Origin of the sequence: Sporolactobacillus sp. STSJ-5, assembly GCF_024385605.1 — a bacterium.
Taxonomy (GTDB): Bacteria; Bacillota; Bacilli; order Bacillales; family Sporolactobacillaceae; genus Sporolactobacillus.
The window spans coordinates 85,222-108,074 of sequence record NZ_JANFOJ010000003.1 but is presented as its reverse complement, the minus strand read 5'-3'; the positions used below and the strand labels follow the sequence as shown (position 1 = coordinate 108,074).

Below are 22,853 nucleotides of genomic sequence, written 5' to 3'. Positions count from 1 at the left end.
ATCAATCGAATAATTTAACGATAATTTCTTATCTAGAGAAGTTGAGGGACTGGCCCGATGACACTTCAGCAACCGTCGTTTCACGACAAGGTGCTAATCCCAGCTGGCAAGATGTGCCGGAGGGATAAGAAGAGACTTGAACGCGCAGCCTTCTTCTCCCTGAAGAAGGCTTTTTTGCATAAAAAAAGCTGAGTCAAAGCAATCTCTCCGGACGATACCACCGATCAGGCAGTTGCAACAGAATGATTAAACCAGGAAACTATTTTGAGGAGGAAACAGAAGTGACCGTAACCACTGCAAAACAAGCACCATTCAGATTTGATCAGGTAGGAAGTTTTTTACGACCGGCCGAATTGAAAATCGCCCGGGAAAAATTTGACTCAGGAGAAATTGACAAGGCAGCATTAACTCAAGTAGAGAACGAAGCAATAAAGAAAATCGTTGAGAAGCAAATCCAATTGGGATTGAAGGCTGTCACAGATGGTGAATTCCGCCGCAGCTGGTGGCATCTCGATTTTCTTGCCGCATTAAATGGTGTTGAAAGCTATGCCCAAAATGCAAGTTATAAATTCAAAGGGGCAAAAACACGCGATACAAACGTGCGCTTCGTTGACAAGGTTTCCTATAATCCGGAACATCCTTTTTTTGAAGCATTTAAATTTATGCAGAGCATCGTACCGGAAGGCATTCTAGTCAAGCAAACGATCCCCAGCCCGACTCTCTATTTCCGTGACCATCGCAGTGACGAAGCCGTTCATTTTTACGACTCACATGAAGAATTCTTGACAGATTTGGGTCTTGCTTATCATCAAACGATTCAGCGATTCTATGATCTTGGCTGTCGTTATCTTCAACTTGACGATACAACCTGGGCATTTCTGATCGATCAGATTATTAATGCCAAGAATGCTGAGGAGAAGGCAAAATATGAACAAATTGCCGAAGACAGTGTAACCGTAATTAACAAGGCTTTAGCGGGACTTCCTGAAGATCTGACCGTGACGACCCATATTTGCCGCGGAAATTTCCAGTCTACATTCCTGTTCTCCGGCGGTTATGGACCGGTTGCAAAATACCTTGCTCAACTTAATCTCGACGGTTATTTTCTCGAATACGACAACGAGCGTTCCGGCGACTTTGCTCCGCTCGGAGAGATTTTTAAAGAAGGATCCGGCAAAAAAGTGGTCCTTGGCCTTGTTACTTCTAAATTTCCCGAACTGGAATCCGTTGACGGATTGCAGAAACGAATTGAAGAAGCAACAGCGTATGTTCCATTAAAAAATCTCTGTTTGTCCACACAATGCGGCTTTGCATCGACCGAAGAAGGAAATAAGCTCACGGAAGCACAGCAATGGGCAAAAATAGATCTCGTCGTCACTACCGCAAAAAAAATCTGGAACAAAGTCAATTAACACCATTGTCAAAGCCGACTTTTTAACAAACAAGTCTTTATCAGATGGCACAAACCGCTCAGTCCTATTCCGACTGAGCGGTTTGTTTATCACTATCTTGAATTACCGATTCAGTAACTTTTTTTACAGCAAAAGGTTCAACAAAGTATGACCAGCAGAATAATTACGTATCTAAATGCATCCGCTGTCGAAACTCCTTCACTTTGCTTCTGCTGACCGGAATTTCAGCCTTAAGATCATTCAAACGTACCATATAGGTCTGATTAAACCACGGAACAATTTCACGTATTTTGGAAAGATTGACTGAATAAGACCTGTGACAGCGAAAGAACAGCTTCTGAGGCAGCATCGTCTGAAATTCAGACAGGCTCATTGGCATTGTATATTGCTGATCATTGGTATACACCAACGTTACCTTTTCACTTGCCTCAGCGTAATAGATGTCATCAACATCTTTGACAATGATTTTCTCATCATGACGCAGATTAATCCGCCGCGGACCGATTGTTTCATTTTGAGCTGCTGCTTGCTCGCGTTGATCAGCCGCTTCGCCTGTCAATCCATGATCACGCTGAAAGGCAGCCTCTAGTTTGGCAAGCATCGGCGCGATCCGCTTTTCATCATAGGGTTTTAAAATATAATCGAAAGCCTCCAGTTCAAACGCCTTTGCCGCGTGCTCTTTATAGGCCGTGGTAAAGATAATATACGGCTTCCGTTTGAACTTGCTGATGTTGCTCGCCAAAAGCATACCGTCAAGAGACGGAATATTGATATCTAAAAAGATCGCGTCGGTCTCGTTTTCTTGTAAAAATTTCAACACGTCAAGACCATCTTCAAAGCTGTCTGTAATTTCGATCGAACTATATGTTTTAATTAAAAATTCAAGTTCATCACGCGCTAATTGTTCATCCTCAACAATAATTGCTTTCATTAATCCACCTTCTTAATGTCGAAATAAACGTCAGTTCCCGGTGCCAAATGATGAATGATCAGACCGTTCCCATAAATTAATTTTACGCGCTGATGAACATTTAGCAAACCGATTTTCTTTGCCGGCATTTGGTCTTGATACAAACGATCAATCGTTGCCCGATCAATGCCCGGTCCATTATCCCTCACATGGATACGAACACAATGGCTCAATGCCTCGACGCTTATCGTAACCTTGCCTTGTCCGCCTGCTTTCAGCGCTCCATGCTTAATCGCATTTTCCACGAGCGGCTGTATCAGAAGGCTGGGGATTTTTAAATCAACCGGATCCAGATCATAGGCTACTTCCAGTCGGTGGCCGAATCTTGCACGCTCAATTTCAACATAGTCTTTCACCTGCTGAATCGCCTCATCCATATCAATCAATTCGTCCGTCCGTTCGATATTCGAACGCATATATCCGGATAAATGAATAATCAGTTCACGCGCTTTTCCAGGATCTCTGCGCGTCAGAGATGCAATCGTGTTGAGTGCATTGAAAAGAAAATGCGGATTAATTTTTGACTGAAGTGCCCGAAGCTCCGCCTTGCTCGCTGCCTCTTTTATTTGTTCCATTCGAGAAATCTCTAATAAAGTAGAGATCATCTGCGAGAGGCCGATCGCCAGCGTTTGCTGAGAGTAGGTCATTTTTGTCGCCTTGCGATAGTACGTCTTGAGCGTTCCAGTAACTTCATCCTTTTCCTTTAATGGAATAATCAGTACCGATTGAATTTGCGGCAGGTGATGCTCCGACGAATGGTTGGAGAAGGTAATATGTCCTTGACTGATCACCTTTTTCGTCAAATCGCTGACAATGTTTTTGCCGACCGTGTACCGCTCCTCTCCGAAACCAACATACGCGAGAACCGTTTCTGTATCCGTCATGGCCACAGCGTCTGCGTGAATTTCTTCTTTTATGATGCTGCAGATTTTTGCCAGCGAATCCTTATTAACAGAACGAAAATAAGGAAGTGTCTTATTGGCAATATCCAGAGAAAGCTTCGCCTGCATCGCAGCGATTTTCTCCTTTTCTCCTTCGACACTCATGACCAGTAGGACGATAAAACCGATATTGACCTCACCCAAAATCATGGGCAGAGCAATTTGCGAGACAATACTCCAGCCGAGTTTAAACGAACCGGCCATCAAAAGGATGAGCACCATCGTTAACAGCTCGCAGAACATCCCGCCGGCGATACCATATATCCAACGCTGCGATTTTTTCACCTTTTTATGGATCCATACCGAAACCACTCCGGCAAACGAACTGGTAATAAAACACGGAAGTGCTGAAACGCCTCCGATATCAATCAAATAGCGATGTGTACCGGAAACGATACCGGTAATCAATCCGACAATCGGCCCAAATAGAATTCCGCTCGACACAATTGTTGCGATACGGACATTCACCAGTGATCCTTCCACATGAATTCCTGAATAGGTACTTAAAATGGCAAACAAACAAAAAATGGATGTCAGAATCGCAAGCTCGGATGCCGAATGCTTTTCACGCTGCAATATCTCTTTAAACCGCGGAATTCTCGTAATTAAAAAAAGAAACACAATCAGCAATGCTGCCCGCTCAAATAATTGAAACAGCATGGTCACAAACGATGTCATAACGAATTTCACCCGCTCTCAGTTCATCCTGGTAACGATTTCATTACCATTTTAACAGACTTTTTTGGACCTGTATCGCTGCTTCTTTTAAACAACAAAAAGTTCTGCCTCAAACATCAACTGTGATGCTTGAAGCAGAAGCCTTTGCAAAAATCTCACGAGCCATCTATTTATATAATCCATTTTTCATCCTCAAAAATCAATTATCTTCTCTCTTCCTGTATTTTGCGTGCAGCGAATAAAGGGGCACGTTTCGTACCTGGGACATGGAGAAGCATCGCAACAACAGAGGCAGCAGCGCAAAGCAGCGCAATGAAGTTGAACGTTGGCGCGAATCCACCTAGAAATCCGGAGATGAAGGATACGCTTAAACCGCCGATCCCGAACCCTTGATAAATGATTCCATAGTTCCGACTTTGATTTTTCAAACCGAAGAATTCAGAAACAATGGTTGGGAAGATGGTGATATTCCCGCCAAAGCAGAATGCAACACTAGAGACACAGATGAAGAACAAAGCAAAGTTCAGTTTCAACTCACTGAGGACAAGTGCAGCTGCCGCAGTAATGAAGAGCGATACAGCAATCACCTTCAGCCGCTCAAAATGATCGGATGCGGTGCCCAGTACAATGCGCCCGGTCGTGTTGAAGATCGCAACCAGTGCCACCGCATTCGCGGCTGTTGCCATATTCAGTCCGGCAAGACTGACACCGATATTCGCCACGCTGCCGATCAGATACAATCCGCTCATGCATGCCGTGAACAGGACAAAGAACAAAAGATACGCTTCCTTCGTGTGCAGCATTTCCTTTAAGGTATAATCATTTTGGACCTTGACACTGCTTCTTTGCGGCTTTACTGCGACCTTTGCCTCTTTCACTAAGAACGCACCGGCAATGAGCAAGAGCATAATGATAACTCCCCAATAGAGGAAGGCTTGCACAACACCGACAGAGTTGATAAAAAATCCGAGAACATACTTAAACAGCAGACTTCCGGTTCCGTATGCGCCGACTGCAATTCCCGAAATCAAGCCCTTTTTCTCAGGGAAATACTGAATCGCATTTGAGAGTGTTGTCATGTAACCGATACCGTTCGATGCACCGACAAGAACCCCGGCAAAGATGTACAGCATCCACAGCGATGAAGAAATCGACGTAATCATCAGGCCTGCACCCATCCCCACTCCGCTGAGAATGAGCAGACCGCGAATCCCCAATTTTTTCTGAATGCTGCTGGCCGATAAAGTCGAGAAAGACAAAGCAAAACTCATAATAGAAAACGTCGTCGCGACTGCACCGACACTCCAGCCGTACGTATCGGCAAGCGGCTGATTAAACAAACTCCATGTATAGATGGTACCTAAACCAATCATTGCAATAACCGTTCCAATCAGTACTGACAGACGGGATTGTTTTGAGCTCTTCATTTCATTTGTCATGTTAATGACCTCTTTTCGCTCCAATTAGTTATAGAAAACTGTAAAATCAATTTTTCTGAAGGATTATTTCCTTTCCACACACTAATTGTAGCAACAAAAAGGCTTGTGAAAGCGTTAACAGAATGAGATGACGAAAACAAGGAATGAACGGCAGAGATTGCGGATTCAAGTTCGGATGATACTGATAAAAGCATCTCAGGAGCATTAGAAAAAATGGGCAAAAGCGCCCAGTCCATAAACCATGCCGGATTTTGAATACGCTCCGGTTGCTCGCGATCAATTGGGCACGGCCGCGGGCAGTCCGGGAGCCTCCTCAAGCAAACTGATGCCTGCGGGGTCTCCCTTGGCCTGCGATCAACTGGGCCGCTCCGCAGGAGTCTCGCACCTGCGCGTTTGGTTCACAACCTTTTGCTTTGGCAAAAATCATTTACATTCTTTCCTTGTAAAAAAATGGCGTGTCCATTTACGGGCCACCATCATGTATTGAAACAAATAGAAGAATTGCTTTTATAAATGAAACTTTCTTAACCCGTATGAATGGGAAGATGATTCTCCTTGCTTTTAACGGAGGAATTCGGGAGAAGGTCCCACTGGTATGCCTGAGCGGATCGTTCTGTGTCCGCGGCTATGTTAAAAATTTCGGCAAAATGTTTGACCGCACGGATACCTTGATCATGTCCTGCCAATTCTTTAATATTCCGGATCGGATCATGCAGAAGCTGATTAATCATGCTCTGTGTCTGTTGACTGATGACCTTTCGTTCTTGTTCCGTCATCCCAGGCAGTTTATTTTCAATACGCTTCATTGCCTCAGCATGCAAAGAGAGTGCTTTCTTACGCAAACCGGAGATGACCGGCACAACGCCAAGCGTCTGCAACCATTCTGTATATTGAACCAGTTGATGATCAACAAGTCGTTCAATCTGCCTCGCAGCGGTTCTTCGCGCTTCCAGATTGTCGTCGACAATCCGGTCCAGATCATCAATATCGAACAGACGCACACCGTTCAGCTGAGCAATCTGCGGATCAATATTTCTCGGAACCCCGACATCCACCAGAATTAAAGGACGTCCTCCCCGTCTTGCAAGAAGGGGTAGAATAGTCTCCTTAGTAATCAGAAAAACAGGAGCTGATGTGGATGCAAAAACAAGATCACTTTGCTCCATCCGAACAATTAATTCACTCAGATTCGCAGCCTGACCATGAAACTCTGCTGCTAATTGAACTGCTCGTCCTCTCGTTCGATTCATCACCGTCAAATGCCTGATACCGGCACTGGTCAGATGCTTTAGCGCCAGCCTGCTCATCTCACCCGCACCAATCATCAGCACCGACTTGCTTTCAAGCGAGTCAACCGTATTCTGAAGCATTTTAACCGCCGCATAGCTTATCGAAACCGGATGATCATTGATTTGTGTCTCATCTTGGGCACGTTTTGCCACATTCAATGCCTGCTTGAACAGTTCATTGAATAAAGTACCGGTTGTCCCGGTCCGTTGGGCTGTCAAAAAACTGTTTCTTACTTGACCGATAATCTGCGTCTCACCCAACACCATGGACTCCAATCCGCAAGTCACGCGGAACAGATGACGAATAGCTTCTTGATCTTCCTTAATGATCAAATATGGAGCAATACGTTCAGGATCAATCCCAAACCATTCAATAAAAAATTTTTCGCTATAATAACGACCTGCATGCAGCTGATCGCAGACAACATATAATTCTGTCCGGTTGCATGTAGATAGAATCACATCTTCAACAATAGTGTTTGCTTCTCTTAATTTAAGGAGTGCCTGCTCTAAATCCGACGGTTGAAACGTCAATTTTTCTCTCATGTTCACCGGAGTGTTTCGATGGTTGACTCCAATTGTCAGAATATGCATGAACCAGCTTCCTCCGATCTTTTTGTTCAAAGATGGACTTTGAACATCATGAACCTCTTTTTATTACAAACCAATAAATCAAAGCAGAACAAAACAGTGACTTTTATCACTTTAAAGTCACTGTTCATTGTATCATTTTTCCAAACAGGAAGCATCTCTTAGCAAATGAGACACGAATCCAAGCTAGAATAATTAAATTATACATTTGTCTTGCTCTGACTCATGCTCAGAATATCTCAGACGAAAAAAGCTGCACAACCTTTCATTCAAGGCCTGCAGCTTTCTTTACTCCATATGGAGACGGTAGGCGTACAACTTTTACAGTTTAACCCCACTACATAAGCATTTTATAGCCTTTTTCATCTAGCTGAGCCAGAAAAAAGGAGCAAACCAAAAATGCCCAAATTAAGTGCATCAGCATAATGATTCAGGAAAACAATCGTAAACTTAATACCTTGAAAAAATACGAAATAGGGCATCACAACGATCTGCTTACCGATCCCATCTATTGGGCGGTCGTTCATGAAATCGAATATCTTGATAAAGAAAACAAGGAGATCGAAGCCTAAGCCTCGTCTCCCTATAATCCTTCACAGTCGTCTCTATGACTCGTGCCAATCTTATGGTCACGTTTAGGAATGGCTCTTTTATTTCTTCAAGTAAATTCTGTAATGCCCAACATGATATTCCAGGCTTTTTTTGTATATTGCCATGGCATAAGCCCACTTATGCCATGTTTTAGGGACACTTAGGACAGAAACGAGGGACAGAGCTGCCAGGCAAGGGACAATGGTAAAAAGCAGGGCATCACAGAGAAAATGTGTGTCTCAACTAAGAAAATCATAGTCATTTAAAATTCCCCCACCTCATTTTTTATTTGTTGGTAGGGGAATCCGCCGTTTCAGTACAGAGAAGGTAAAGACTAGAAAGGTTGAATGCCAAGCTGATCTTCTAAAACCTGTATTTCTATGTGTAATTTTTCGATTTCTTTTCTGAGTTCTGCGTTCTCTTCAATCAGCCGATTGATCTGGGTGAGGTGATCAATATCTGCTTCATAAGCAGTTCCTTTCCATCTACGCCAGTCATTAAAGCGTTCGAGAACATCCTCATTTATTTCCTCCTAATTAGTGATAAATTTATCTTCCTTTAGCCATTGTGCCACATCTGTTGGCTTACACTTCAAACCATACTTCTGTAAATATCGGAAGGCATCTTCACAGGTCATCAGGTTACTCCTTTTTCACTCAGTCGTTCACGCTTCTGGATAGGTATAGGAACCTACTTTATTGCCAGTTTGGTTGACAATTTGAATCACATCGCCACGTTGATTCGTCAGAAAATAATATGGTGTCGTTCTCCAATTACCTGAGGAATCTTTATCGGTATGGACGGCACTAGTAAAGCGATAATCCTATTTTGTTCAAAATTATTATTTCATAAAAATACGTCCAAGTTGATCAATTAAATTCTCTAAGTCTATTCCGAGTTGATTTGGTTCATCATTTTTATCAAAACCTCTCTCTATAAGCTCCTCACTCACAGCACTTCGTAATTCATTTCCTAACTTTTCATCGATATCTATTTCTGAGTCATCTAAAACCCATAGAAGATCTGGCCTATGCGTCCCTAAACATTGTTTGAGCAATAAAATCATCGTGTCATTAAGCTCATTCACTTTTTTCTTACCCCTTTTGAATTTTTCGCATAAGTTGTTATTACCTTTCCGGCTTTATTAAGTACAACGACTGCGTTTTTTCCTATATATTTGACTCTGCCTCCTGATTGGTTCACCACTCGACTTGGTTTTTTTACAGCATCAAGTATAGCCTTGGCGGATACCCCCTTTCCCCCATCTCTTCCCATTGCTTGATTAAGTCCATGTCTTGTATATCCTGTTATTTTCCCCGCTACATTTTTAATTTTCTTAACTGTTTTTGCTAACTTATATACTTTTTTTGCTTTTTTATATGCTTTATAAACTTTATATAATTTATACGCTGTATATACTATAACAATCCCAATAATTATCGGATTATTCCCATCAGCATCTATCTTTATAACAGGATTGTTTTCCGCATAGGTGTACCCATTTTGAGATAATGTGTCATCATCATCACCCGGATCTGGATCCATGGATAAAAAGTTGCCATTCTGAGGGTCATAGTATCGTGCCTGTAAATAATAATGCTGCGTTTCTGAATCATAGGTGTAGCTGGCATAACGAACATCATTAGCTTTGGCAACGGCTCCGTCTTCACTGAGAATATTTCCATAGGCATCATACGTATAGGAACCCACATTATCGCCGGATTCGTTGACAATTTGTACCACATCGCCGCGTTGATTTGTTAGAAAATAATAGGATCTCGTCTTCCAATTTCCGGAGGAGTCCTTATCTTTAACGACCATTCCGACGACATGACCGTTCGGATCCCATTGGTAATAGTGATAGGATTGAAGTTCATTCCCCTTTTTCGTAATTTCAAGAATCAAATGGTTGCTGTCACTGTCATAATAGTATTCGTTGGTCTGATCGCCAACCATTTTTTTCGTACGCAAACCGTTTTCGTCGTAAGCATATCGTGCAACTTCCGTTCCATCAAGCTTCGATACACTCGTCTGATTGCCGAGTGCATCGTACGCATAGTTAAATTGATCATCCTGAGTCAGATTGCCATCGGCATCATAGCGAAAGGCAGTGCCATTCTTCGTCAGAATCTGATTGGCGTCATTGTAAGTAAACGTAGCGGCTGTTCCATTGACCTGACTGGCTGTTCGATTACCCACGCTATCATACGTATACGTATTCGTTGTTCCACCCGGAAGAACCTCTTTTGTCAGCTGACTGTTTCCATCATACGTGTACGTTGAATCCCCATCCGAATCTGAAGCCTTGGTGATGTTTCCCGAATGGTCATAGCTGTAAGAAACGTTCAGTGTTGCTGAACCGTCGGAGCCCTTTGTATACGATAATCCGGTTAAATGATTGGCCTCGTCATAGACATAGCTGTTGGTGAAAAGCCCGTTATTCAGATTGATTGCTGTCTTATTATGTGTCAGATCATAGGTATACGCAAGCTGAAGCAGGTCAGCTCCATCGGATTCAGTAACCTTGACATTGTCCACTTTTCCTTCCGGCGTATAGGCAAACGACTGACCCAAATTTAAAGGCTGCGTGCTATCCGTCATCGACACATTCTGCTTCGTCAGCTGACTATTGGCATCGTAGCTATTCTGAGTTTGGAAACTCCCCTGAATATAGTTGGTCAACAGTCCTTCAGCGGTATACGCCCACTTCTTCGTCACCAGTGGGGTGTTTGTGGTTAAATCCGTGTAAGTGCGCCCGGTTAGGTTGCCCGCATCATCGTACGTATTCGACCACTCCAAGACACTTTGTCCTGATTTTTGAACCGTGGCTTTCGTCATCTGATTGACTTCATCGTAATCATATTGCGTTGTAATCCCGGAATTCAAGGTTTCTTTCGCGAGATTCCCATTTGCGTCGTAAGTGTTCGATGTTTTCATCACAGTGGTTCCGCTAACCGGCAATTCTGCCGTCAAAAGCTGATTATTGCCGTTGTACGTATAGGTTTTGGTCTTTCCCTTCGCATTAGTCAGAGACGTCATGTTGCCGTTATCATCATAAGTGTAACTTGTTTTATTGCCGTTGCCGTCCGTTACGGATGTCTTAAGGTCTGCATTCAGCGGATCATAGGTGTACTGCGTTGTCCGCCCGTCAGCGTCCGTCTCACTAATCGTCTGGCCGTAATCATTATACGCGGTGGATGTGGTATTGCCTTTGGCATCCGTCTCAACTTCTTTTAGACTGCCATCTTGATAGTCCGTTGTACTGTAAGTCTGATTCGGATAAATAACTTTCGTTTGACGGCCATATTCATCATAGCTGTACTTAGTGATCTCTTCGCCGATCTGAGTTTGCGTCAAATTGGCACCGGTATACTGATTGGTTGTTTTTGTACCATCGGGATCGGTTTTTTCGATGACGTGATTTTGATCATCATACCGATAAGTGGTCGTCTTCCCATCCTTGTCGGTATCACTCAATGCATTCCCGCGACTGTCATACGTATAAGTCGCCGACTTCCCATTTTCATCGGTATCTGTCAGTACATTGTAATGATCATCGTAAATCACTTTTGACGTCGTTCCGTCTGCATTTTCCGTATGCGTGGCTGCATACGTATCATGGTCAGTATCCCGTTGATAGGTCGTCGTCCGTCCCGTCGTATCACTCACTTCATAGCTATTGTTCTCGTCATCATAATGATAGGTGGTGGAAACGGATTCAGCTCCGGACTTTTGCGGTTCGAGAATCGACAGCTCATGCTCATCATAACTGATTGTATCCTCATTCCCTTTGCTGTCGGTAAACTGTGTCAGGCGTCCTGCATCATCATAGTCATAGCTGTTCACTAAAGTGCGGCTTGTCCCGCTGGTATGCGTGGTAGTTTGTACAAGTTGATCGCCATCGTATTGATAGTCCACACTTCGATCTTTGAAGACGGCCTTGCTAATTTTTCCCTGATCATTATAGGTTAAGTCAATCGGATAACGAACTGACGTTCCGGAATGATCCACTTCATTAATCTGGGTCAGCTGATTATTTGCGTTATACGTAAATCGGATTTCATTTTGATTCGCATCTTGGTAAGCATTTATTCGAAACTGGGTTGCTTGAGTCGGATCCTGTTCAAATAAATTAGAGAACCCATCCGAATCCTTAAGACGATAGCCCGCCGCCCCACCAACAGATTCCTGAGTGAGCGTCAAATACTTGCCTTCAGGCGAGAGATAAGTATGATGTTCCGCGTCGTAAAAGAACGCATGTCTCGTTCCATCATCATCGTCGTAATAAATGGTCGGGTTCTCACTCGTGTCTTTTTTCGTCAAGCGTTCGTTACCAGAGAAGGTCCAGCCATTGCCCATTGCTGATCCTTTATTTGATCGCGAATTGTATGTGCGTGTTAGGGTAAAGTCAATGGGGCTGATCGTGAACAGAGATTGATCATCCAATTGCAATGCAAAGTTGCCCGCTGTGACATTGAAGGACACGGTTGCATTACCCAATTCATGTTTGTCATACGTGAAATAATCTTCTAGACCCCACAACTCTTCATGTTTCGTAATGCTGCAATATTGATTGGCGGTCGCTGCACTGAGTCCGCGTTCACCCGTCATTTTTTCTGTTTCACTTGAGGGAGCATTATCCTCGTTATAGCGATACGCACGTACATGAACTTGATAAGCTTTCTTATCAATGAGCCACTGTGGAGCACCAATCAGCGCATACTCTTTCGAAGGATCCATAGGCAAATCGGTGACGTTTGTAAATAAAGAGATCCCGTCCGAATTCCAGCTCGTTGTCTCTCCTGCATCATAGGAATGAAAGTCTTTCCCATCCCAAATCTCAACCTTGTATCCCCCTGCACCCGTGACTGGAGACCATTGAACCGACAAGGCTCCTTTATTATTGACAGGATCCGTTAAATCCCCCTGCATGGTGACATTGGTGGGCTTATCGAGCGGAATATAGCCGTATTGTGAATCAGAAGCTGAGGAAGATGAAGATCCGTTAACGGCTTTAATTCGTATGGAATAGCGATGGTAGGAAGTATAACTTCCTCCATCTTTCGCCGCGTTTTGATACACTGGATTGGGTTCAATCGGGAGTTCAACCCCTTGTTGATCATGATGCAACGTATAGCGACCACTGGCAATCTCACTTGCTGTCGGCCATATCTTTTTTCCCTTAGTCGACCAGCTGGTCACATTTCCCACATCAAACTCTTCAGAACTTTTTCCGTTATATACTAATACTTTATAGCTTGTTGCGTTCGGCACCGATTTCCATGAGAGATCAAGCCATCCGCGATCGGTGTTTGTTGTATCTGAATCCGGATAAGCGGAAGCCTTAACCGTAGGCAAATCTGGAGTCTCGACTGTTGTTGCTGGGATTGCCGCTTTGACTTCCGCAGAAACTGGACTACTGCCGCTCGGATAATTGGCCACGACACGATAGCCATACTCCTTTCGCGTGGTGGAGGTACCATTTTTTGCCGAATAAAAAGCACTTGGATTTAGCGCCAATTCGGTTCCTGATCCGTCCAGTTTATAGGTCGAACTACTCGAATAAGGAGTTTTTGGAAAGATCTTCTTTCCTTGGGAACTCCAGCTCGTCGCAGAACCGGTATAGACGGTTTCAAACCCCTTGCCATCAAACATCTGCAGACTATACGTGGAGGCACCGCTCACACTCGGCCAGCTGACCTTTGTATAACCGGTTCCTGACCCATCTTGAGCAGCCGTCACCGACGGATTTTTCATCGTCGGATAATGGTAGGAAATGACGAGTTTGGCTTTATTTGCACTTTCTGCCGCCGTTAGCTTCTTCCAATAGGTTTGCCCATTTCCGTTCTCATGAATGCGGAAGCCATAGTTCGGGTAGTCACCATTAACCCAGCCCTGAACAGCACTTTGTACATTAAATGAGGCCCATTGATCACGAGCGACGGAAGTACTGGACAGACTCGTGGAATTAGGGCGGTTATTCCATATCAAATCGTTGACGTACCATGGCCCCGTGGTGACCCGATCCACCCAAATGCTTGTTTTTTGCGTTGCGTAATAAGAATGAGTCACAAAGGTGTTCAGCGATGCTGAATCAATAATGGCCCCCTTTAAATCGCCAACGACTTCGAATTTCATGTAAGCATAGTTCGTTCCTGTTGTGCTGTCGTATTTACCAACTTTTAAGACATATTCACCTTGAACAGAGTCCCATTCTTTATTGTAATTAGTCGTTGGGTACGCACTTGAAATAAAGGTATCTCCCAATATATCAATGCTTACAGAAGGATCAATATAGACTGGATAAACTCGGTCTTTGGATTCCAGCCAGTCTTTACTGGCAATGACGTTAATGAGATAGCCTTGATCTGCTTTCTCTAGTGTATAATGAACATCATCAGATCGAGCCCCGCTGCCAAGTCCCGAATCAATAGCTGAATCTTCCATCACTGGGCGAGGGAGTTCGAATTCTTTATCTTCTTTCTTCTCATCTTTGTAAAAACCAATGGAGCCGTCCTTTTCAATCTGAGCTGCTAAAGTGGTTGTGACTTTGTACTGAAATTGATTGATTCCTGAATACTGATTGATAATCCAATCTTCTTTGACCTCGTTGTCGAGTGTAATATGACGCAGATCAATATTCGAAAAAATGTTTTGATAGATGATCTGATTTTTTTCATTTTTTGTTCGAACGGATTCATTTGACGAGTAAGTATGTTCTCCATCAGAGGCTTTTAATTGAGAGAAGGAAAGGCTGTACTTTCCATACTGATAGGCAATGGCTTTATTTTCATCAAATAGCTTTGGGAAGACGGCTTTTAGAGAAGTAGAATCGGTCTGTAGCTCATCCTTGTCTGAAGATTGAACCAACTCATTTGAAATTTTCTCCCATTTTCCATTCTCTTTATGATGAATCGGTGTAGCATAAATTTCTTTCGTTCGTTGCCCCTTGCTGTCAACAAATGTTTTTGAATAGGCATCTCGCTCTGAAACCAATTCTGTCTTTGTCTGAGACTTCTCACTTGTAGTGGCAGTAGAAGTAGACTGATGAACCTTTTCTTTTTGATCACTTGCACGATCTGCAGAAGCAACACTGGGCAAGAGACTGATAATTAACGTAGCACAGAGCACCGTGCAAATCCATTTTCTAAATTGTGTAAAAACCATTAACTTTCCTCCTGTTGATCCAAAGATTCTTGATCTTCAGACCTCTAATCTATGAATTAATTTGAGCATAGATTGATTATATTGGAGAAACAGAAATGAGCACAATAGAATTTACATAAATAACAATTGTTACTTTTCGACAAATTTTGCGCAGAGGTTAGCTCTCACTATATTTTCGTGTCTCAAATTGTTAGATTATTTCATTCAAGAATGAAAACCCACAATGCTATAAACGGAAATCATGGCTCGATGTAACATAATTAATTTCGGTCGAACAAATATATTCATTTTTGAAAAGAAATTGATGGAAATAAAAGCATGTTTTATAGCTGTCCCTACAACTACGCTGAGAGGATTGACCGACTGAGATCAAGCCATTTTCCACTTCGCTTTTCGGAAGATGATACAGGCTGTCTGAGAGGTATCAATTGTCCTTTGAAAAATACCCCTTCACTTATAGGACAATTCGTGTGACGAGTTCCCTTCAGGACCAATTCTGTGTAACTGGCTAAACTGCTGAAAGGCTTGTCCACCATAACTTTATCGACTGTCAAAATATGAGTTATCGTTACTGTGAATTGACGTGAATTCATAGCGAAGGCTACAATTAATGTAGGCTGAATGGTAGGAAGTCCGTTAATTCTTTTTTAAATTCACGTGGCATATTTGAAAGGATGGTGGAATGATGATCCCCGAACTGGATCCCTCGCTTGCTAATAAGTTTCGAAATAAGGTTAATGAACACAATTTCATTCGCTTGTATTTCGCTGAGTACGCGGATGAAGTTAATCGTGAAGAGAAAGATGTATGGAGTAAAATTTGCTCATGCATGGATTGGTTGAATGTGACGGTTGAAGGAATAGAGAAACCGATAAAGAGCAAGCACCAAAATATGGATTCACTTCATTTTGCTCACTTCTTGACCACTGTTGACATGATGCTAGAAGCAATCAAAAATGCTTGGTTGAGTATCAATCTGGCGACAAAACATAAACGGCCATACATAAAGGATCGGAGCATATTCCACGCATGTGAATTTGGACGCAGTTATTCAGATGAAGCTTATTTCAAAGAAATTCGCGCTTGGTTTGGTATACATTCTGTGAATGGTAATGAAGTAAAGCTTCATGGATTTGACAAAGATGTACGATTTTTTAGTAGTTGGTCGATGTCGAGGTTCTTCGATGATGATACATACGCCGTTCTATTATATTCAAATGACCGAAAAGCTGAGCAAATGTTTGGTGGAGAAAAAAAGGTATGTGTTAACGATCTTATTCGTTTCATTTTACTTCGATACAAGAGTTTGAATCAATTGATGAAGGACATTGACATGCTTTATGAGAATGTTAAAACCAAAACACGAAACACTCCAATTAAGTTTGATAAAACATGGCCGACCGCCCAACAGCTGGAGCAGCTGTATTTTCAAGCAAAAAAGCGAAAGCTTACAAGCGAGTGGTATGAAGAGGAAATTGAGGATTGTATTTCTTTTTTTAAGATTGATCTGTTGAATTTTGAACCTACAGAACGAGTAATTGTCAAAAGTTACTTAACAGAACTTGAGAAAATTATTCCTGCATACAGAGACATGGTACAAAACGTAGATGATACAGAAACGGACAGTTTCAAAATTTTTCACATTAGTTCTTCACTATTTTCAGACCGCCACTACGATATCTCCAAAACCTTAGAATATGCGATAAAAGACGGTGATTATCTATCGGGTGAAATTTCTTTGAGGATTTTAATTGAAGATAAAATACTTCCTGATTACAGTATGCAACTCTCCGGGGATTGTTTACAATTGCTAATTTATGCTTTAGATTATGATCATTATATTAAAGAACCTCCAAAGAAGAAAAAAGAAAATCACGGAGACATCCATATCATTGATGACATATCATTTCCCCCGGAAGAAATTATCATTCATATCAATGGAAAAGTTACCAAAAAACCTTATAAAGATGGCATTGATGACATCGATTAATAATATTTAAGAACAAATCTTGCTCAGATGAGCTTTACCTTGTCCACTGCTTTATCAATTGAATCCTGGGTGATGCCGATATACCTTAGGGTGACTTCAGGTGTCGAATGATTGAACAATTCCTGAAGCATGACCACATCATGATTGGCTTGATAAAAATGATAACCAAATGTTTTTCTCAGAGTATGTGTGCCGATTTCTTGAAGATGACACTTTTTAGCTGCAGTGTTTAGGATTTTATAAGCGGTGCATCGATGGATCGGTTTATTTTTACCTTCACGACTTTTAAAAAGGTATTCACCTTCTTTAAGGCTGTCCGCATACGGAATAATATACTTTTTAATGTATCCAGAGATCTTGAAGCGTTTCGTCTTCCCGGTCTTTTGTTCAACAATGGTAATGTGTGGCTTGTACAAGTCCTCCTTTTTTAACGTCAGCAAATCTGAAATTCTCAAACCAACGGTAATACCAAGCAAGAAAAAGATAATATCACGTTCTCTCTTGGCACGTAATATTTCATACATTTTATTAATCTTTGTTTGGTCACGAATTGGCTGTACGACATTCATTACTAAGCCTCCAATAACTGATTGATTTTTTTCTCTGCCCGACGATAAGTTGTTGATACCGTGCTTTTGGTAACCCCGACCAATTGGCCAATTTCTTCAAGTGGCAGCATCTTTGCATGATGCATCATATAAACGTCTTCTTCGCGTTCCGTTAAATTGGCAAGCATTTGCTTAATTAACTGCTGTTCCTCTGGGTTCACTTCGATCTGCTCTGCTTGTCTGCCTGCTGATTTATCTTCAATACTGTTTAAAATATCCGGGTCTTCCAGATATACACGAGCTCGCTCGGCACCCTTCTGATAACTGTCAGGATTCCTGCCGTGTTCAAGCCATTTTACAGCAAATTCTAAGTCGCGAATCATACTCCCGATAATCTGTTGATCATTTTCTGTAACCGTCAAGTAGTTTTGAACACTTTTTGCTAATTAATTTTGAACACTTTTCTCTTTGAAAATTGTGCTTCGGTGTTTAATTCTATAGCTGTCTTCATTTAGATGAATGACTTCCACCCGATGAAGAATTCTGTCTAATATAGCCGTTGTAATTCCCTGATCACCCATTAATTCTCCCCATTGTTTCGGTCCTTTGTTGGATGTCAGGATGATCGAACTTCGTTCGTACAGATAGTTTATCAGGTGAAAAAACAAATTGGCTTCTCGCTGATCCATTGCCAGATACATCAGATCATCAATGATGACAAGATCCGATTCCCGGAGCCTTTTTAGCTGCGTTTTGGATTTAGATAGGTACTCCTCTGTCTTGAGCAGATGGACGAGCTCCCCCATGGTTAAAAAGCTTACCTTGAAGCCTTTATAGATAGCCTCAAGGCCAAGGCCAATCGCAATATGGGTTTTGCCCACCCCTGGCGGACCAAGAAGAACCAGGTTATATTGTTGTTCTAGCCAATTCAACTCCCGTAACTGGTTAATCTGCCGACTGCTAATGGATTGTTGTTCGTCCATGCGAAATTCATCCAATGTCTTTTGATAAGGGAACTTGGCCCACTTCAATCGTCTCTCTACATTTTTTTCTTCTCTCCGCTTTAATTCGAAAGTTAGAAGTTCCTCCAATAATTCTTGATAAGTCCAAGAAGCTTGTTCCGCTTTTCGTAAGAGATGCGGGAGCCCATTGGCTGTCTCCGCCATCCGAAGATGGCGGAAGTGTTCTTGTATCTCTTTGACTGTACTGTTCATTGTCCCATGCCTCCAAGTATCTTGATATAATCGTCCATTTCTCTGATCGATGCAGCCGCTTGTCGTGTTCGCGTGACACGATCGTTTTGTGGTTTCTTAGTATGACGAGGTGCTTGTAGTTCCTTTGTTTCTTTTTGGCGGGCGAGATGTTGGGAAACATCTCGAAGATCATTTGCACTCCAGAGTTGGTCTTTTATACAGATACCCAAGGCTTCTTCAATTTCCTGGCGGAAATGATGGAGGGAATACTGAACGATTTGAAGCTGATCCCGAACATATCTCGGATACCGGGTACTCAATTCTTGAATGAATAACACGGCTTGATCACCGTCATTGAATTGACGGATAATCGTCTCCTTATAGGCTTGAATTCCTTTTGAACGATCACGAGCATGCTGCCTGTTTTTGATGAGCTCGCCTTTTCCGGTGCTTAGGATGTGCCGAGCCAGGACTTCACCTTGTGATTGCTTTTTGATGATTAATTCACTTTCATTGATTTCAATGAAAACTTTATTATCACCATTTCGACGATACGTTCCCAAGGGCACGGAATAACGATTGGATTTATATTTGATGACATTGTCCGGACAGACCGTTCTTGTTATACTGGAACTATAGTCGCTCTCAATGGAGAGTAGCGGAGAGACTGGTTTCAAGTGTTGCTTTTCGAGGGCGTGCACTTCAACTGGTCTCTTTTTTGTTGTATTGTGTACGTTATAATTTCCTGTCCGTTCTAACCAAGCGATGCCTTTTTCATTCCATGTATCGATGTTCGTAAAGACCCTATTCTTGGCAAAATTATACTTAACATACTTGACAACATTTTCTATTTTCCCCTTGCTTTGGGGGTCTGCTTTTCGACATAGATGTAAACGAAATTGACGTTGTTCTTTATAAGCCTGAAATTCACCGGTCAGAATAATGTCACCCGCATTTTCACTGACCGTGATTAAGTGATCTTGGTCATAAACCATTTCCTCCGGCATGCCCCCGAAATAAGCAAAGGCATTTTCATGGCATCGAATCGTGTCTTTGGTGGTGAAAGGTCTTCCCAGCCATTCCACGTATTTATATCGAGAATGGGACAGAACGAATGTGATAAAGTAGAGCTTCACCTCCTTGTTCTCTACGTTCTTAAGCGTTATTTCTCCCCAGTCCACCTGGACCTGATACCCCATTGGAAGTTCATCAACCGCTTCATGATCACGAGTATGTACGTCTTTTGAGATATGGTAAATTTCTCTCAGATCTTTAACGAATAGTCGAATGGTGCTCCCTCCAATGGTGAGACCCGGATGGTTTTCCTTCAACCAATCCTCAATTTGGGCGGAAGAAAGGTCGGGGTGCTCTCTTAACCAACTTATCATTTGATCCCGATAGGGATCGAGTTTCTTTCTCCTTTGGCTAAGAGAATTCGCCCAATCGCTTGCTTCCTCAAAAGACATTTTCAAAAACTTATAAACAGTATTTCTTGAAATGCCCAATTTCTTGGCGATTTTCGCCACTTTGAATCCTTGTTTACTTAACTGATTAACCTGTACATACAAGAGTAATTTTTCCACCTTTCGAATCCTCCAGACAAATCATGTTGAAAAACTATCATAACTTATCTGGATGACTATTTAGCGAAAAGTGTTCATTTCTATTTAGCAGAATCTGTTGATTTTAGTTTAGCAGTTACATTTTCTTGATCTGTTGCTTCATAAGTCTTTCTCATGATACGAATGGATTTTTTATATTCAAGAATTAGTTGCCTCATGCGCCATGATCCCCTTTATCTCTGTTTCAATGCGCCGCCCTTAACTCTTCGGTAAGTAGGCATACTCACATTCATCAACCGTTTAATGTCTTCATCTGTCAGCGGTTTTCCATTTCTCTGTTTTATATTACGTCTATTACTTTTATAATGGATTGCCATTCGTACACTCCCTCATTGACAAAATAAAAGAGGACACCGATCAACGCGAATGCGCGAATCAGTGTCCTCAGGCTTTCCTATCTTGGACAAAAGCTTAATTATTTTCAATTGATACGTTCATTATTCCGGGTAGTTACCTGAATAATTTAAAATTCTTTACTGACTTTAGTTTAACAAATTATTCCTCATTTGTCTCACTATTTACAGATTAATTCTCTGTTTTCCGGCTTTATCTATTAAAAGACACCAATTGACGCATACGCATTAATTTGGTGTCCTCATGAATCATTTATTCAATTGAATAACGTTTGTTTGTCTTTGCTCTCTGCTACAAAACAATAAGATTTCATCTTCTGTAATTCCAGTTAGAAAGGAAAGCTGGGAGATGAAAAAGTGTTTTTCTTTTTCCAAATACTCTACAGCATAAGACAACAGTTTTGGCTTCTCTTTTGGAATTTTGTCATCAAGCGGCTCAACGGTTCTCCACTTTTTTCTGCTGATTTGCTGCCTAAGATACAAGGCATAATCTGCAGTAAAGATCCCGAGCTGTTCGGCTCTATAAATAATAGCCTGTATAGAAACGAGCCAGTGACGCTTCAATGTAACGAGGTAATCAAGGCCGAGTGCCGTTAAATCCCCGACTATCCCCTCTTCTGGCATTAATAAAGAACTTGCAAATTGGTGTGCTTCGCGTTCTATTGATTTTGAGTGGTTTTTATTTGAAATGATGTTCTTGTCATATTTTAGGTGCAGCAATATATGCCCTAATTCGTGCGCAATATTGAATCTAATGCGCACCGATGACAAACGATCCTTATTTAAAACAATGTAAGGCCGGTTATTAACAATGCCTGAACAAGCATCAATCCCGTCACTATTAAAGTTCATAAAGACGATGATGATTCCCATTCTTTCACAAAGTGCCGTAAGATTTATTATCGGTCCACTTCCCAGACCAAATCTTCCACGGACATTAATTGCTAAGCTCTCAATTTCTTCTTCTGAGTATGCATGGTAAGGCACATTTTTTTCAATCAAAGTCTTATCAAAGGGAGGCAGAGACACTTTGAATTCAATCTTCTCAACAAACTGTTTGATTAAAATCATGGTTGCCTCAACCTGCTCTTTGTATTTCTTCGCCACTGAAGCCTTGCTTCTAAAAATAAATGAGTTGTCTTCCAAGTCTGCAGCACTTCCTTTTAAATAAAAAAAGGAAGGCTCAAATTTAAGAAAATAAGACAATCTCATGACATCATCTGAAGAAGGCGAGGATTTTCCATTTTCATATTTTGAAATTGCCTGATGACTCTTTTTCATTTTTTCTGCCAGTTCTTGTAATGTTATATTTCTAACTCTTCTGGCTAATTTAAGCCGTTCTCCATTAAACTTATCATACTCATGATTTAAATAATTCATTTCCTTCCTCTCCTTCAGCGTATCGCTGAAAGTCTTCATAACTAAAGTCCTTAACTGTTTCAATTTTTGATTTTGGATACTTACCGGTTGAAGCAGAGTATTCATCGAGTAAGTAGATCTTTGGCCCAAGTTTTCCGCTTTTCTCAGGGATCCCCAGTGTCACAAACAGCGGTGCCACCGATTGATAACCATGATTCACTTGAAAATATTGCTTGTTGTCACATTCAATGGATCCACTATCAAAATCCATATAGCTACTTAGTGGCTTTATTAGGCGGTCTCTGCAAAAAGCTTTTCGAGCACAATTGTTTCTCTGAGCAACCTGATTAAAATGTATTAAGGTATTTCCATCGAATAATTCCAAATAAAAATGAGAGTGATTTGAAGTTGATGCCATTCTATATTGAAAGGGTAATCGGTTATTTTTTACAGCTTGCATAGCCACAAATTCGACTGCCACATTCTTAATTTCAGGCAACAATCTTTTTCTGCCTCGTAACGATTGAAATACTGCCGTGTTCTTGATAAGAATATCAGACCATTTGTATGCATCAATAACAATCCGAGCCAGCTCTCGTCGAATTTCCAAGGGAACAGCTTTATTTATCGTCTCAATTGGTCCATCAAGTATTTTAACTGATACAGCCATTCAAATCACCTCACTATGCTTTTGCAACTATTTTACAAAA

At 41.7% G+C, this 22,853-nt stretch carries 16 protein-coding genes and 1 riboswitch; of the genes, 3 read left to right on the top strand and 13 right to left on the bottom strand.

Going from position 1 to position 22,853, the window contains the following annotated elements:
• The first annotated feature begins 25 nt into the window (after positions 1 to 25).
• Positions 26 to 131: riboswitch (SAM riboswitch) on the top strand.
• Positions 132 to 281: 150 nt separating this feature from the next.
• Entirely contained in the window at positions 282 to 1,412 is a 1,131-nt protein-coding gene (locus NOM01_RS04735; protein WP_255746833.1) for a vitamin B12 independent methionine synthase, read from the top strand.
• Positions 1,413 to 1,575: 163 nt separating this feature from the next.
• Here the strand turns inward: NOM01_RS04735 and NOM01_RS04730 are convergent, their stop codons facing one another.
• The 4 genes from NOM01_RS04730 to hemA all read right to left on the bottom strand — a co-directional run bounded on the left by NOM01_RS04730 (position 1,576) and on the right by hemA (position 7,323).
• Positions 1,576 to 2,343, bottom strand: coding sequence for a LytR/AlgR family response regulator transcription factor (locus NOM01_RS04730; protein ID WP_255746831.1), 768 nt, complete (start codon positions 2,341 to 2,343; stop codon positions 1,576 to 1,578).
• Positions 2,343 to 4,001, bottom strand: coding sequence for a sensor histidine kinase (locus tag NOM01_RS04725; protein ID WP_255747080.1), 1,659 nt, complete (start codon positions 3,999 to 4,001; stop codon positions 2,343 to 2,345). Before NOM01_RS04725 ends, NOM01_RS04730 begins: the two co-directional genes overlap by 1 nt.
• A gap of 203 nt (positions 4,002 to 4,204) precedes the next feature.
• On the bottom strand, positions 4,205 to 5,428 hold the full coding sequence (locus NOM01_RS04720) for an L-lactate MFS transporter (RefSeq protein ID WP_255747078.1): 1,224 nt from the start codon (positions 5,426 to 5,428) through the stop codon (positions 4,205 to 4,207).
• A 536-nt stretch (positions 5,429 to 5,964) separates the two neighbouring features.
• On the bottom strand, positions 5,965 to 7,323 hold the full coding sequence (hemA, locus tag NOM01_RS04715; protein WP_255746828.1) for a glutamyl-tRNA reductase: 1,359 nt from the start codon (positions 7,321 to 7,323) through the stop codon (positions 5,965 to 5,967).
• Positions 7,324 to 7,745: 422 nt separating this feature from the next.
• Between hemA and NOM01_RS04710 the strand changes: the two genes are divergently transcribed.
• Positions 7,746 to 7,892: a hypothetical protein gene (locus NOM01_RS04710; RefSeq protein WP_255746826.1), complete on the top strand. Its 147-nt coding sequence runs from the start codon at positions 7,746 to 7,748 to the stop codon at positions 7,890 to 7,892.
• A gap of 860 nt (positions 7,893 to 8,752) precedes the next feature.
• On the opposite strand, the gene NOM01_RS04705 is transcribed toward NOM01_RS04710, so the two are convergent.
• Complete coding sequence (locus tag NOM01_RS04705) at positions 8,753 to 8,998, bottom strand: hypothetical protein (protein ID WP_253059780.1); 246 nt, start codon at positions 8,996 to 8,998, stop codon at positions 8,753 to 8,755.
• Entirely contained in the window at positions 8,995 to 15,078 is a 6,084-nt protein-coding gene (locus tag NOM01_RS04700; protein ID WP_255746822.1) for a DNRLRE domain-containing protein, read from the bottom strand. Before NOM01_RS04700 ends, NOM01_RS04705 begins: the two co-directional genes overlap by 4 nt.
• 685 nt (positions 15,079 to 15,763) lie before the next feature.
• On the opposite strand from NOM01_RS04700, the gene NOM01_RS04695 reads away from it, so the two are divergent.
• A complete protein-coding gene (locus NOM01_RS04695) occupies positions 15,764 to 17,068 on the top strand; it encodes a hypothetical protein (RefSeq protein WP_255746820.1) in 1,305 nt (434 codons plus the stop codon).
• A gap of 23 nt (positions 17,069 to 17,091) precedes the next feature.
• On the opposite strand, the gene NOM01_RS04690 is transcribed toward NOM01_RS04695, so the two are convergent.
• The 7 genes from NOM01_RS04690 to NOM01_RS04660 all read right to left on the bottom strand — a co-directional run bounded on the left by NOM01_RS04690 (position 17,092) and on the right by NOM01_RS04660 (position 22,813).
• Positions 17,092 to 17,637, bottom strand: a complete 546-nt coding sequence (locus NOM01_RS04690) for a tyrosine-type recombinase/integrase (RefSeq protein ID WP_255746817.1) — start codon at positions 17,635 to 17,637, stop codon at positions 17,092 to 17,094.
• 2 nt (positions 17,638 to 17,639) lie between these two features.
• Positions 17,640 to 18,038: a sigma-70 family RNA polymerase sigma factor gene (locus NOM01_RS04685; RefSeq protein WP_255746814.1), complete on the bottom strand. Its 399-nt coding sequence runs from the start codon at positions 18,036 to 18,038 to the stop codon at positions 17,640 to 17,642.
• Positions 18,039 to 18,062: 24 nt separating this feature from the next.
• The gene (gene istB / locus NOM01_RS04680) at positions 18,063 to 18,830 is read right to left on the bottom strand and encodes an IS21-like element helper ATPase IstB (RefSeq protein WP_255746811.1); all 768 of its coding nucleotides are present in this window, start codon (positions 18,828 to 18,830) and stop codon (positions 18,063 to 18,065) included.
• Positions 18,827 to 20,392, bottom strand: a complete 1,566-nt coding sequence (istA, locus tag NOM01_RS04675; protein WP_255746808.1) for an IS21 family transposase — start codon at positions 20,390 to 20,392, stop codon at positions 18,827 to 18,829. The genes istB and istA overlap by 4 nt, the downstream gene beginning before the upstream one ends.
• A gap of 212 nt (positions 20,393 to 20,604) precedes the next feature.
• Positions 20,605 to 20,748 carry a hypothetical protein gene (locus NOM01_RS04670; protein WP_255746805.1) on the bottom strand — a complete coding sequence of 48 codons (144 nt, stop codon included), beginning with the start codon at positions 20,746 to 20,748 and terminating at the stop codon, positions 20,605 to 20,607.
• A gap of 285 nt (positions 20,749 to 21,033) precedes the next feature.
• Positions 21,034 to 22,164, bottom strand: coding sequence for an ImmA/IrrE family metallo-endopeptidase (locus NOM01_RS04665; RefSeq protein ID WP_255746802.1), 1,131 nt, complete (start codon positions 22,162 to 22,164; stop codon positions 21,034 to 21,036).
• A complete protein-coding gene (locus tag NOM01_RS04660) occupies positions 22,145 to 22,813 on the bottom strand; it encodes a hypothetical protein (RefSeq protein ID WP_255746799.1) in 669 nt (222 codons plus the stop codon). The genes NOM01_RS04665 and NOM01_RS04660 overlap by 20 nt, the downstream gene beginning before the upstream one ends.
• Between the last annotated feature and the right edge of the window lie 40 nt (positions 22,814 to 22,853).